General features: G+C 64.2%; 15 protein-coding genes. 14 read left to right on the top strand and 1 reads right to left on the bottom strand.

Annotated elements, in window-relative coordinates; translation table 11 throughout:
• The first annotated feature begins 45 nt into the window (after positions 1-45).
• The 14 genes from AC1PQG_RS00495 (at position 46) to AC1PQG_RS00430 (ending at position 11,363) form a co-directional block, all read left to right on the top strand.
• Complete coding sequence (locus tag AC1PQG_RS00495; protein ID WP_481120733.1) at positions 46-390, top strand: hypothetical protein; 345 nt, start codon at positions 46-48, stop codon at positions 388-390.
• Positions 387-1,253 (top strand): complex I NDUFA9 subunit family protein, encoded by an 867-nt coding sequence (locus tag AC1PQG_RS00490; RefSeq protein WP_481120732.1) that lies wholly within the window; start codon positions 387-389, stop codon positions 1,251-1,253. Before AC1PQG_RS00495 ends, AC1PQG_RS00490 begins: the two co-directional genes overlap by 4 nt.
• Positions 1,250-1,729 carry a DUF2269 family protein gene (locus AC1PQG_RS00485; RefSeq protein ID WP_481120731.1) on the top strand — a complete coding sequence of 160 codons (480 nt, stop codon included), beginning with the start codon at positions 1,250-1,252 and terminating at the stop codon, positions 1,727-1,729. The genes AC1PQG_RS00490 and AC1PQG_RS00485 overlap by 4 nt, the downstream gene beginning before the upstream one ends.
• On the top strand, positions 1,726-2,301 hold the full coding sequence (locus AC1PQG_RS00480) for a DUF4166 domain-containing protein (RefSeq protein WP_481120730.1): 576 nt from the start codon (positions 1,726-1,728) through the stop codon (positions 2,299-2,301). Before AC1PQG_RS00485 ends, AC1PQG_RS00480 begins: the two co-directional genes overlap by 4 nt.
• Before the next feature lie 513 nt (positions 2,302-2,814).
• Entirely contained in the window at positions 2,815-3,075 is a 261-nt protein-coding gene (locus tag AC1PQG_RS00475; RefSeq protein ID WP_481120729.1) for a hypothetical protein, read from the top strand.
• 128 nt (positions 3,076-3,203) lie between these two features.
• Positions 3,204-3,494, top strand: a complete 291-nt coding sequence (locus AC1PQG_RS00470; RefSeq protein WP_481120728.1) for a YciI family protein — start codon at positions 3,204-3,206, stop codon at positions 3,492-3,494.
• A 123-nt stretch (positions 3,495-3,617) separates the two neighbouring features.
• Positions 3,618-4,766 (top strand): ImmA/IrrE family metallo-endopeptidase, encoded by a 1,149-nt coding sequence (locus AC1PQG_RS00465; RefSeq protein ID WP_481120727.1) that lies wholly within the window; start codon positions 3,618-3,620, stop codon positions 4,764-4,766.
• Positions 4,753-5,232, top strand: a complete 480-nt coding sequence (locus AC1PQG_RS00460; RefSeq protein WP_481120726.1) for a DUF4411 family protein — start codon at positions 4,753-4,755, stop codon at positions 5,230-5,232. The genes AC1PQG_RS00465 and AC1PQG_RS00460 overlap by 14 nt, the downstream gene beginning before the upstream one ends.
• A complete protein-coding gene (locus AC1PQG_RS00455; RefSeq protein ID WP_481120725.1) occupies positions 5,225-6,637 on the top strand; it encodes a sensor histidine kinase in 1,413 nt (470 codons plus the stop codon). The genes AC1PQG_RS00460 and AC1PQG_RS00455 overlap by 8 nt, the downstream gene beginning before the upstream one ends.
• Positions 6,622-7,971, top strand: coding sequence for a sigma-54-dependent transcriptional regulator (locus tag AC1PQG_RS00450; RefSeq protein ID WP_481120724.1), 1,350 nt, complete (start codon positions 6,622-6,624; stop codon positions 7,969-7,971). The genes AC1PQG_RS00455 and AC1PQG_RS00450 overlap by 16 nt, the downstream gene beginning before the upstream one ends.
• A gap of 109 nt (positions 7,972-8,080) precedes the next feature.
• On the top strand, positions 8,081-8,824 hold the full coding sequence (locus AC1PQG_RS00445; protein ID WP_481120723.1) for a hypothetical protein: 744 nt from the start codon (positions 8,081-8,083) through the stop codon (positions 8,822-8,824).
• A 17-nt stretch (positions 8,825-8,841) separates the two neighbouring features.
• Positions 8,842-9,189 (top strand): DMT family protein, encoded by a 348-nt coding sequence (locus AC1PQG_RS00440; RefSeq protein ID WP_481120722.1) that lies wholly within the window; start codon positions 8,842-8,844, stop codon positions 9,187-9,189.
• Between the two features lie 9 nt (positions 9,190-9,198).
• On the top strand, positions 9,199-10,482 hold the full coding sequence (locus AC1PQG_RS00435) for an MFS transporter (RefSeq protein ID WP_481120721.1): 1,284 nt from the start codon (positions 9,199-9,201) through the stop codon (positions 10,480-10,482).
• A gap of 185 nt (positions 10,483-10,667) precedes the next feature.
• Complete coding sequence (locus AC1PQG_RS00430) at positions 10,668-11,363, top strand: hypothetical protein (RefSeq protein WP_481120720.1); 696 nt, start codon at positions 10,668-10,670, stop codon at positions 11,361-11,363.
• A gap of 119 nt (positions 11,364-11,482) precedes the next feature.
• Here AC1PQG_RS00430 and AC1PQG_RS00425 read toward each other — a convergent pair whose 3' ends face one another.
• The gene (locus AC1PQG_RS00425; protein ID WP_481120719.1) at positions 11,483-13,102 is read right to left on the bottom strand and encodes an inorganic phosphate transporter; all 1,620 of its coding nucleotides are present in this window, start codon (positions 13,100-13,102) and stop codon (positions 11,483-11,485) included.
• Between the last annotated feature and the right edge of the window lie 105 nt (positions 13,103-13,207).

Raw genomic sequence — 13,207 nt, 5'->3', positions numbered from 1 at the left:
CTGATCTCCACACTGGGGGCTCCAGTAACCAATCGGGAGCCCTTCATGAATCCTTACGTTCTGCTGTTTGCTGAATCTCTCATCTGCGTCGCCGCGAGCCTCGCGGTTCTGCACGTGCTGTCCGGTCCCCTGGTGAATGTCCTTAACCGGGTCTGCCCGGATGAGCAGGCTGCGTCCTTCTGGTTGAGCTACACGAAGGTGATGCTGGTGATCGCCCCGCTGCTGCTGGTACTGATGGTCGATATGTTCTCGCGCTCCAGCAACCCGATAGATAGCTTGCGTCTTGCCTTGGTGGCGGCCTTGGTCGGGTTGCTGATCGGCCTTCGCTCGATCGGCAAGCGCCTGGGCCAGTTCGTTACGGTACCGCGGCAGCCGGGGAGCGCATCGTGAACATTCTGCTGACCGGGGCGAGCGGCTTCATCGGCCACAATCTCGTCGCTGAACTGACTACTGCCGGACACCGCATCAAGCCGGTATGCCGCAGCGAGGGAGTCGACTTCAGCCGGATGCTGTCGGTGGCTGACTGGCTGCCGCACCTTGAAGGCGTCGATGCCGTCATCAATAGCGTCGGCATCATCGGGGAAAGCGGCTCCCAGCGTTTCGAACTCCTGCACGCCCTCGCGCCGTCGGCATTGTTTCGCGCCTGCGCCCAGGCCGGTGTCCGGCGGGTGTTGCAGATCTCGGCGCTGGGAGCCGACAAGACGGCGTTCTCTGCCTACCACCTGAGCAAGCGCGCCGCCGACGACTGCCTGCGCAGCCTCGATCTCGACTGGTTCGTGCTGCGCCCTTCGTTGATTTACGGCCTCGGCGGCAAGAGCGCGGACCTGTTCATGCGCCTGGCGGCGCTGCCGCGGATCCCGGTCATCGATAACGGGCAGCAAGAACTGCAGCCTGTCCATATCAGCGATGTCGTGGCCACCGTCATGCAAAGCCTCACGTCGCCCAAGACGATGCAGACGCTGGACATTGTAGGCACTGAAATCATCACGTTCGCCGAGTGGCTGCAAACGATGCGCCAGGCGCTGGGGTTGCCCCGCGCCCGGCTTATTCACATCCCATTCCGGGTGGCGATGGCGATTGCCCAGGTGGGACGGCACTTCAACCCGATGCTGCAACCGGAGAACTTGCGCATGCTGAAGACCGGCTACTGGGCCGATTTCCGACCGCTGGTACAGTTCTTGGGCCGTCCGCCCCTGACCACCAAGCCCAGCCTGTTCTTCTCCGCAGGCACATCCACAAGGGGTGCGTCATGACCTACTCCGTTCTCAAAACGCTGCATATTCTCAGCATGGTGCTTCTCTTCGGCACTGGTCTTGGCAGTGCGTTCTACAAATGGATGGCCGACCGCAGCGGCAACCTTGCCCATATCGCGGTCACCAACCGCCATGTCGTATTGGCCGACTGGATCTTCACCACGCCGACCGTCATCTTGCAGCCCATCAGCGGCCTGTGGATGGTTCATCTGCTCGATGCTCCGCTGACAACGCCGTGGATTGCGGCCAGCCTTTCCCTCTTCTTCTTCGCTGGCGCTTGCTGGCTCCCCGTGGTCTGGCTGCAGATTCGCATGCAGAAAATCGCCACCGAAGCCGTTGCCGAAGGATCTGACTTGCCGGTGCTTTACTGGCGGATGGCACGCTGGTGGTTCTGGCTTGGCGTGCCCGCCTTTACGGCAATGGTTGCTGTCGTCGCACTGATGGTCTTCAAATACATTCCAGGAGTTGGATCATGAAAAGCTTGATGCAACAGGCGCTCGGCGCCGACTGGGATAAGCTGCCGCCGGCCCTCCAGGCCCATTACCGGTTCGGCACGACGACTGACACTGGCCGGATGGATATTGAGTATCCTCGGTTCATGCAGCCGTTTCTGAGTGTGCTGAGGGTATTCGGGGCGCTGGTCAATCGCGGTGGGCAGCAGGTGCCAACGGTGGTTGAAAAGAGCGTCGTAGGTGAGCGGCAGCATTGGCGGCGCACCATCACCTACCCGGACGGGAGGGTGATCTATTTCGACAGCTTCTGGATCTCGGCTGGCCACGGCCAGGTGATCGAATTCGTCAATCCTGTGCTCGGACTACAGATGGCCCCGTACGTGACAGGAGGCCGACTCCATTATCGCGGCGTCCGGTTCGTCGTGAAGCTGGGACCGATCCTGTTGCCGATCCCGGAATGGATGGTGCTGGGCCACACCACCATCGTCGAGGAAGCGGTGGATGAAAACCATTTTGTCATGGACTTCCGCCTCACTCATCCGTTGTTTGGGCAGCTTTTCCGCTATTCCGGCAAATTCGAGGCTGCATCACGCTAATCCACTTTTGAATTCCACTGGGGGAGAAAATGGCCGGAGTGCTCGTAAATCCGGCCATTGGATTTGAGCTTATGTAACGACCGCTCAAGGTCGGTAGCAGCCCCTACCCTTCTTGACCTCCCCCCGCCCCCCGGTCAATACTCCCCGCGTCGTCGAAACAGAGACGATCCGGGTTGGAAGCCCGAGAACCAAGGCGGACCGATTAGCCGCGCCGCGGCTATTTTTTCGTCCGTCACGCCCGTGGTGCGCCTTGATCAATGGTGGGCCGGGCGGGGAGGCTTCGGCCTGCCGGTCCCTTGGTTCCGGTCTTCCAACCTCGCTTTGGCCCGCCCCCCGTTTGGAAGCGAGGGGTGGAACTGTCCAGCAAACCGAGGAGCATCACACCATGGCATTTCCCGCCCTGGCGTGCGCACGTCCGCACGCATCCGCTTCGCCCCCTTCTCTGCACCCTTTCCCTGATTTCCCGACCACGCCAGGTCGGCATGTCGCCTTGTTGAACAGGAGGGCGCCGGCATGAGTCACGCACTGAGTTTTCCGGCGCCCGGCGACGGCCTGTACCGGCTGGCCGACGACGTGGGGCGCATGACCTTGTTCGACCAGTTGTCGGCGCGCCAGCAGCAATTGCATGCGCTGCTGGCGATGACCTGCGGAGATGCGTGGGAGGTTTTCCGACAGCAGGCACCGAGCCAGCAGGAGAACTATCTGTGGGCCTGCTCCATGATCGCGGCGGAAGCACGGGATCTGATCGAGGCACTGCAGGCGCGGCCGGACTGAGCGCGGAAGACCACGTGCCCACTCGAATATGAATAGGCGGCCCCTTGGGGCCGCCTATTCACCCTTCAGGCGCTCACATCTCGCCCCCTATACTCTCTCACCGCCACAAACCATCGGAGTCACCGTCCATGTTCGTCGTGCTGCTGAACTACGTGAAGCCCTTATCCGAAGTCGATCGTTTCGTTGGAGAACATCGCCAGTTCCTGGAGCGCCATTACGCCGCGGGGAATTTCCTGCTCTCCGGGCGTAAAGAACCGCGTACGGGGGGCGTAATCCTCGCGACCGCAGGATCCCGTGCGGAAGTCGAGCGCATTATCCAGAGCGATCCATTTCACCGGGAAGAGATCGCCAGCTACGAGATCGTCGAGTTCCTGCCGTCGATGTCGGCCGAGCACCTTGCCGATCTGGTCGTGCCGTAACGCAAACGCTCCCGAACGTCGGCTTATCCGGTCTGCAATTAGCGATTTTCCGGCCACGCGGGGTCGGCATGTCACCTTGTTCGGGCAGTAGGAGGAACATGACGTGGCTCATATAATTGCCCCATGGAGCGCATCCAATCCATCAACCTGGCCCGTATCGACTGGTGTCTTGCCGACAGCGGCATGACGCGGGATGAACTCGCCCGCGAGGTTGATATTGGGCCGGCGATACTGGCGAAGGTGTTCGAGGGAGAAGCGGGGCTCACCTTCAAGCAGTTGCGCAGGCTTGCCACGTACTTTGGGCGCGGCACCCTGTTCTTTCTTTCACCGGAGCCGGTCAACGAAGCGGCTGCCCATACGCCCCAATTCCGCACACTCGCCAACCAGAAGCCAGAGTTGTCGGCGCGCATGAAGTTGTTGATAGAGCGCGTGGAGCGCCAGCGGGAAATCTATCTCGCCCTGCGGGACGAGCTCGACCCGGAGGAGGTCGTCCACTTTTCGCCGCCCGATCTGGCAGGACTCAGTGTTTCTGATGCCGCGCGTAAGGTCCGCGATTGGCTGGGGCTTGCTGATCGCAACGATTTCAACAGCTACCGGTCGGCCATCGAGGCGCGGGGCTTGCTGGTGTTCCAGAGCAACGGTTATCACGGTCAGTGGCAGATTGCCAAGGACAGTCCGGTCCTTGGTTTCTCACTGTATGACCCGGCGTGCCCGGTGATCCTCGTCAAGAAGCAGGACTCGGATGCGCGCCAGAGTTTCACGCTGATGCATGAGCTGGGTCATCTGCTGCTGCACAAGACCAGTTCTATCGATGACGAAGGCGACCTGCATGCGCGTGCGGGCGTCGAGCAGGAGGCCAATGCCTTTGCGGGCCAGCTGCTGGTTCCAGATGCCTTCCTTCTGAGCATCCGGGATCTCGAGCGCCCCGACGACGTGGCCGCATACGACGAATGGCTGGCTCCGCAGCGCCGCCACTGGGGCGTGAGCGGCGAGGTCATCCTGCGTCGTTTGGTGGATGTTGGCCGGCTTTCGAAGGCTCAGTACGGTGCATACCGGCAATGGTGGGCGACACGTCAATTACCCCAAAAGACGGGCGGCAGCCGCGAGTATCGCAATCGCGAGCCCAAGCATATTTTTGGTGATGGATATGTACGCACGGTCCTCGATGCACTCAACGCCCAGCGCATCTCCTTGGCCAAGGCAAGCACCTACCTCGACAACCTAAAGATCAGCGACCTGCACAAGCTTGAACAGCACTATGCAAGTATTTGATGCGTCGTCCATGATCCACGCATGGGATAACTATCCCATCGAGCAGTTTCCGGGGGTATGGAACTGGATGGCGGATCGGATGGCGCAAGGCTTGATCCAGATGTCTGAAGTGGCGGTAGAGGAAGTGGAGCACAAGGTGCCTGAGTGTGTGGAGTGGCTTAAAAATGCCGACCTGCAAAAACTGCCCGTCACCGAAGCTATATTGCTGGAGGCCATGCGTGTCAAAGCCCTACTCGGGATCGAGGAAGACCGTTACGGAAAGGGCGTCGACGAAAACGATCTCATCATCATCGCAACCGCGAAGATGAAAGGATGCGAGTTGGTGACCAACGAGGCGGTTCAGCTTTCGGGTAACAAGCAAAAGCGAAACTGGAAAATCCCGACGGTCTGCGACATGGACACTGTGCATGTTGTGTGGATCAGTTATCTCAACTATCTCAAGCGAACCGGCGCGACCTTTGGTTGATTCATCAAGGTGGCGCGTTTTATCAAGGAAACCTGATCTGCCGCAGCAACCATCCGTTCGACGCGATCTGCTGATCCTCTGGCTTTCCATCGCTGCGGTTGCGCTTGTGCTGGGGTGGTTGCTGCTGTTGCTCAGCCACCAGAGCGCCGGCCCCCAGATTGCGCGGGCGCGCCAGCTGACCTCGACCAGTTGCGAGGCGCTGCAAGCGGGTGCGGTACGCATGCGTCAGCAGTTTCCGCCGGCAAACGGTCCGTCCCGTCCCATGGCCCCGGCCTCGGCACAGGCGGTGCTCGATCTGGCGCTGCGCGACCAGCCGGGCATGGAGGGCGGCTTCTGGCGCGCGGATGCGGGGGTGGTGGCCTACGCCTTTCCAACCTATGACGGCACGGGAATCAAGCGCGATCCACCGAGCGCCGAACTGGAGCGCATTGCCGCCACGGCCCAGCGTGCGCAGGATTCCGCAGGCCTCGTGGCGGACGTGCGGCCGGGTTTGCGCGAGGCGGTGGCTTTTGCGGCCTGCCCCGTGAACACCGATGACCGGCGCCTGGTCGCATGGACGCTGATGCGCGTGCCGCTGCTGGCGACAGAAACGGTCAACACCTTGATCCTCGCGGTGAGCCTGCTGCTGGCGCTGGTCGTGGTCTCCGGTGCGTGGCTGGGCTGGATGATTTCGCGCTGGCAGCGTCAGTCGAGCGATCTGCGCAGGCAGCTGGCCCAGTCCGAACGCCTGGCCACGCTGGGACGCGTCTCCGCCGGGCTGGCGCACGAGATCCGCAACCCCTTGGGCACGATGCGCATGAAGGTGGAAAACGCCTTGGCTGCACCGGCGGACTTGCGGGAGGCACGCGTGGAGGGTGCGCTGGATGCCGTGCTGTCCCAGACGGCGCGCCTGGAGACGCTGGTGTCGAGCCTGCTGGCTTTGACGCAACCGTTCCGCGCCGAGCGTCAGGCCGTCGACCTGCAGGGCTGGCTGGAGGCGCGGCGCAGCGCCCACGCCGAAGCGGCGCAAAGGCATGGCGTACGAATCACGCTGGCGCTTGAGCCGGAACTGGCCGCCGCCGCAAAAGGACTCGCGCTGTTCGATCCGGTACAAATGGCCCGCGTCTTCGACAACCTGCTGCTCAACGCGCTGGCGCACACGGGAGAAGGCGGCGAGATCGAGCTCGGTGCCAGTCGCACGCGCCGCGGCGCCCTGCTGCTGTGGGTGGCAGACAATGGTTGCGGGATACCGGCCGAGCTGCGCGATACGCTGTTCGAGCCTTTTGCCACGTCCCGCGCGGGCGGCACCGGCCTGGGGCTGGCGCTCGTGCGCGAGATCGTACAGGGCCATGGCGGGCAGGTCGCGCTCACCGGGTCGGCCAGGGGAACACGCATTGAGATGGAGCTGCCGTGGCCCGAATCCTGATCGTCGACGATGACGCGGCGTTCCGCGACAGCCTCGCAGAAACGCTGCAGGACCTGGGGCATTCAGTGCTGCAGGCCGAAACCACCGACGCGGGCCTGCACACGCTGCGCAGCGAGGCGGTGGATGCCGCCATCGTCGACCTGCGGCTGCCGGGAGAGGATGGCCTGACCTTCCTGCGCCGGGCGGCTCGTATCTCGCAGGTGCCCTGCATCATGCTCACCGCCTACGCGAGCGGCGGCAATACCATCGAGGCGATGCGCCTGGGAGCGTTCGACCATCTGACCAAGCCGGTGGCCCGGGCGACCTTGGTGGAAACGCTCGGCCGCGCCCTGCGGCAGGAAGCCAATGCGCCGGACCGGCAGCAGGAGGCCGGCGCCGCGCCCGTTGCCAGAGCGCCCGCGGACAGCAGCGAACTGGTCAGCAGCAGCGAAGCGATGCGCCAGGTCTTCAAGCGCATCGGGCTGGCTGCGGGCAGCGAGGCCACGGTGTTGATCCTCGGCGAGACGGGGACGGGCAAGGAGCTGGTGGCACGCGCCCTGCACCGCAACAGCGGCAGAGCCGCCGGGCCTTTCGTCGCGGTGAACTGCGCCGCGATTCCCGCCGAGCTGATGGAGAGCGAGCTGTTCGGCCACGTCAAGGGCGCGTTTACGGGCGCCGTCAGTGAGCGCTTCGGGCGCTTTCGCGAGGCCGATGGCGGCACCCTGTTCCTCGACGAGATCGGCGACATGCCGCTGTCCACTCAGGCGAAAATTCTGCGGGTGCTGCAGGAACGCGAGATCACCCCGGTCGGCGCCAACCGCGCCCAGCCGGTGGATGTGCGCATCGTCGCGGCCACGCACCGGGACCTGCCCGCGGCGGTCAGGGAGGGGCGCTTCCGGGAAGACCTGTGGTACCGCCTGCAGGTGGTGCCGCTGTGGCTGCCACCCCTGCGTGAGCGCCTGGGCGATGTGCTGCCGCTGGCCGAACACTTTCTGCGCCTGCTGGGCGGCGACGCGCCCAAGCGGCTGAGCGCGGCGGCAGCCCGGCTGCTGCTGGCCCACCCCTGGCCCGGCAACGTGCGCGAACTGCGCAATGCCATGGAACGCGCGGCCATCCTCAGCCACGGCGCCGTCATCGATGTCGAACATATCGGCCTGCAGACGCCCACGCTGTCCGCCCCGGGCCTGGACATCGACTGGGACGGCCCGATGGAACTGGCCGTCGCCCGCGTGGAACGCGAGATGATCGTGCGCGCCCTGGCGGCGACGGCCGGCAACCGCGCGGAGGCGGCGCGGCGCCTCGGTCTGTCGCGCCAGCAGCTCTACCGCAAGCTGGCCGAGTTCAAGCTCGATTGAATCTGCCGCCCGGAGGGCGGTGTCCGATCCGGTGACACCCGGACGTCACCAGAGCGGACGGCGGATACCGTCACACGATTTCAAGCCGTTGATTTAATTAGAACTCTCTTTGGCATGGTGTTTGCGCTACAGCTTGGGTGCCTTTCCCGACCCAAGGAGCTTCGCCATGTCCGCGCATTTCCCCGCCACGTCCGTCGCGCTGGCAGTCGGCCTGTGCAACCTGAGCGCCCACGCCGTGCCGCCCGGTCCGGCCTCCCATCTGCCCCTGCCCCCACATCAACGGTTCGAGGCCCCTGCGCCAATGGGCCAGTACGCCGTGGAAGGCCAGGTCCAGCGGATGCTCATCAATCCCTACGGTGAGGTTGACGGACTGCGCCTGAGCGACGGGACGATTGCCCGATTCCCGCCGCACATGGCCGATGCACTCACGGCGACGGTCAAGGTCGGGGACGCCGTCCGGATCATCGGACGGGCGGAGGCGGGAGGCACGCTCAAGGCCGACGCCATCGTCCACACCGGCAGCGGACGGGCGCTGTACGACCAGCCGCCGCCGGTTGGCGCGGGCCGGGCCCTACCGCCCCACCTGCGCGCCCAGCGACTGCAGCCCCAGCAGGTGGAGGGCCGCGTGGAAACGGTGCTCACCGGTCCACGGGGAGAGGCCAACGGCGTCATTCTGAACGACGGCAGCATCGTCCGCTTCCCGCCTGAAAGCCTGCGTCTGTCGGTGCAGACGGGGGCGCCGTTCGCGGCGTCCGGACTCGGTACCCACAATGCGTTTGGCACATCCCTGGAGGCCGTCAGCATGGGCACCGCCCTGTCCGCTCTGCAACCGCTCTACGAGCGCGCACCGTAAATACTGGAATCCCCCCGATGCCCCCCAAGGTCTTACCCATCGCCCTTCTTCTCGTCTCCAACGCGTTCATGACGTTTGCGTGGTACGGCCACCTCAAGTTCGGAGAGCGCCCCCTTTACCTGGTGATCCTGGTGAGCTGGCTGATCGCCCTAGCGGAATACTGCTTCGCGGTTCCCGCCAACAGGATCGGCCACACCATCTACAGCGCCGCAGAGCTCAAGACGATGCAGGAGGTCATCACGCTGGTCGTCTTTGCGGTCTTTTCCGTCGTCTATCTCGGCGAGCGGCTCACGCTCAATCATCTGGTGGGCTTTGGTTTCATCTGCCTGGGTGCGTTCTTCGTCTTCAAAGGCCCGTTGAACTAGGAAGCGATGATGGCCATGCTCTCCACGCACACCAGCTCGCGAAGCTGGCTTTCCGGGCTGAACTTCTTCCTGGCCGACGTCCGTGACGGTCTGGGGCCTTTTCTCGGCGTGCTTCTGGCCAGCCAGGGCTGGCGGGTCGATGACATTGGCTATGTGATGGCCATAGGCGGCGTCGCAGGCATGGTGGCGACCACGCCGATGGGGGCCTGGGTCGATGCGTCGCGCCACAAGCGGCTTCTGCTGGCGAGTGGCGCCATCGTGCTCACGCTCGCCACCGCGGCGCTATGGACGGCACCGTCGTTCAGGGTCGCGGCCGCTTCCCAGGCGGTGACCGGTGCCGTGGGCGCCTTGATGGGGGCCGCCATCACGGGCATCACCTTGGGCCTCGTTGATCGAAAGGATTTGCCCCGGCAGCTGGGTATCAACGAGGCCTGGAACCATGCCGGCAACCTGGTCGCGGCAGGATTGGCCGGGCTGGCAAGCTACCGCTGGGGGCTGTCAGCCGTGTTCGCACTGATGGCGCTGATGGCCTGCGCGGCGCTCGCCTGCTTGCGGATGATCCGTCCGCAGGACATCGACCATGAGCGGGCTCGTGGCGGTGATCCGGCTCCCCGCCCGCCGACTCGAGATCGCAGCGCCCCGCCGTCCGCCCGGCAGGTACTGACGGATTCGCGCGAACTGGGCCTTATCGCGATCACCATGCTGCTGTTCCACCTGGGTAATGCCGCGATGCTGCCCTTGTTTGCGCAATCGATCGTCACGCGTGGGCTGGCAGACCCCGGCATTTTCACGGCATCGGCCGTGATCGTGGCACAGCTGGTCATGATTCCTGCAGCCCTTTGGGCCGGATGGCATGCCAGTCGGCACGGATATCGGACACTGATCATTACCGCCCTGCTGGCTTTGACCTTTCGGGGACTGATCGCCGGTTGCTGGGAATCCCCGTGGGCACTGATTCCGGTTCAGGCCCTCGACGGAATCGGCGCAGGTCTGCTGGGGGTCGCCTTGCCCGGGCTTGTTGCGTCCATCCTGCAGGGCACCGGAAACGTCAATGCCGGGCTCGGTGCCGTGATGGCAATCCAGGGTGCGGGCGCGGCCATGAGTCCGGCGCTCGCTGGCTGGATCGCACATCGTTTCGGCTATAGCGCGGCCTTCGTCGTCCTGGGCATCGTTGCCGCAGCCGGGCTGCTCATCTATCTCCATGGCATTCTTTCTAAAATACATCCGGAGAACCTGGAAAGCCTCTTCGCCGGGCCGGGGGACGCTTTGCTCGAAGAGGTTGAAAAACGGTAAGCAGTGCACCACCAATGCAGAGCAGCAGCGACGGCGTGAACCGCGGGAGTGGCACGATGCCGTGGCCGGGGCGGCCGATGATCGTCACCGCGACGAATTGATGCAGGTGCAGGGCGCGAACATCGCCCCGGAGATCAGGGAAATCGAGAAATATGGACGCCATGTCTGCCCAATAAAATGGCCCGATGAAATCCGGTGCCTGGGCCTTGGCGGCCTTGATCTTTCCATCCTGCGTCTTCGCCGCCCGTCCGTTCGTCACGGATGATGCGCGCCTGACGACCGGTGGCAGTTGCCAGTTCGAGAGCTGGACGCGCGTCTATCAGCACAGCCGGGAAGTCTGGGCGCTGCCGGCCTGCAATCCGACCGGCAATTTCGAATTCACCTTTGGTGGCGGGCGGGCCCGATACGACGGCGAATCGTCGACGCGGGATTTCGTCTTCCAGGCCAAGACCTTGTTCCGCCCGCTGGAGACCAACGACTGGGGCTGGGGCCTGGCGGCAGGCACCATCCGTCATCCGGAAATCGCCCCCGGCCCCAACCTGCTCGGCAATACCTACGCCTATATCCCGATGTCCATTTCCCTGGATGACGACCGACTCGTCATCCATACTAATCTGGGCTGGCTGAAGGATCGGGCTTCCGGGCGCAACAGCGCGTCGTGGGGGGTGGGTGGCGAATTCAGCTTGCGCACCAGGCTGCTCGGCATCGCCGAGACCTACGGCGACAACCACGGCATGTCCTATGGACAGGTGGGGGTCCGCTATTCGGTGATCCCCGATCTGTTCCAGGTCGATGCCACCGCCGGGCAGCAGCTGGCCGGGCCCGGCAAGAGCCACTGGCTGTCCTTCGGCATCCGCTACACGCCCGACAAACTGTTCTGAACACAAACCAGGGAGACTGGATGATCGGGTAATGGGCGAGCCCCTGCCCGGCCTCCAGGCCGGACAGGGGCTTTCCACTTTCTACATCACATGGCGGCCAGGGCCTGGCCGCCGTCACCTCAGAAGATCTGCACGAACAGCCAGTACAGGCTGCCCGACAGGATGATCGCCGCCGGCAGGGTGAGGACCCAGGCCATCAGCAGGTTGCGGACGGTGGACATCTGCAGGCCGGAGCGGTTGGCAGCCATGGAGCCGGCCACGCCGGAGGACAGCACGTGGGTGGTGGATACCGGCAGGCCGAACATGTCGGCGCCGCCGATGGTGCCCATCGCCACCAGTTCGGCGGATGCGCCCTGGGCGTAGGTGAGGTGGGTCTTGCCGATCTTCTCACCGACGGTCACGACGATGCGCTTCCAGCCGATCATGGTGCCCAGGCCGAGGGCGATGGCTACCGCCACCTTGACCCACAGAGGGATGAACTTGGTCGCCGCGTCGAGTTCCTTCTTGAACGCCTTCAGGTTGGTGCGCGCGTCGTCGTCGAGCTTGACCGCTTCATTCTTCTCTATGAAACGGATCGCTTCGGAGACCAGGTACATGTCGTTGCGCACGTTGGCCACGGAGTCGGCCGGCACCTTGGCGAGGGAGTCGGACTGCTTGACCTGCTCCTCGATGGCGCCACTCAGCGCAGCCAGGGCCGGCAGCACCTCGGGCGTGAGGTCCTTGCTGCGGATGTAGGTCGACAGCACGTCGCGGGGGGCGGCCGGCGGCGCCATCGGTGCGGCCTTGAGCAGGGCTTCCTGGGTGACGTGGGCGACGGCGGCGAACTGTGTGACCTCGCTGGCCGGCATGGCGCGGTTCAGCGCGTAGGACAGCGGCACGGTGCCAACCAGGATCAGCATGATCAGGCCCATGCCCTTCTGGCCGTCGTTGGAGCCGTGGGCGAAGGAGACGCCGGTGCAGGTGAGGATCAGGATGCCGCGGACCCACCAGGGCGGCGGGGTGTCGCCCTTCGGCTCGTCGTACAGCTCACGGTTCTTCACGAGGGTGCGCAGCACCAGCAGCAGGATCGCGGCGCAGCAGAAGCCGACCAGCGGGGACAGCAGCAGGGAGTAGCCGACCTTGGTGGCCTGGGCCCAGTCGACGCCGCTGGTGCCGTCGCGGCCGTGCATCAGCGCGTTGGCCACGCCGACGCCGATGATCGAGCCGATCAGGGTGTGGGAGGACGAGGCCGGCAGGCCGAACCACCAGGTGCCGAGGTTCCAGATGATGGCGGCGATGAGCAGCGCGAAAACCATCGCGAAACCGGCGCTGGAGCCGACTTGCAGGATCAGTTCGACCGGCAGCAGGGAGATGATGCCGAAGGCCACCGTGCCGCTGGACACCAACACGCCGAGGAAATTGAAGACGCCGGACCACACCACCGCGAAATGGGGCGGCAGCGAGTGGGTGTAGATGACGGTGGCCACCGCGTTGGCGGTGTCGTGGAAGCCATTGACGAACTCGAAGCCGAGGGCGATCAACAGCGCGATGCCGAGCAGCAGGTAGGGCAGCAGGGAACCCATCTGCGTGCTCGATTCGGCGATGTCGGCAAAGACGCTGTAGCCGGTGAACAGCAGGCCGCCGAAGATGAAGACCAGGAACAGGGCGCGGCTGCGCGGCCCGGTGCCGCGGTCCAGGTTGGGTTTGGATGCGGCACGCAACGCGTCGGGCGGGGCGGCCATTTCAGTGCTGGAGTTCATGCGGTTATTACCTGTTGATGGGGTCGCCGCATTGTCATTGCCGCGCATGACGGTTCAATGATGAGCGCATGGCATGTCATGGTGCCGATTGCAACAAATGGCAAA

The sequence above is a fragment of the Zoogloea sp. GDB6 genome, assembly GCF_056724105.1.
Note: the sequence above shows the minus strand (reverse complement) of the source record. Positions and strands in the feature narration are given on the sequence as shown.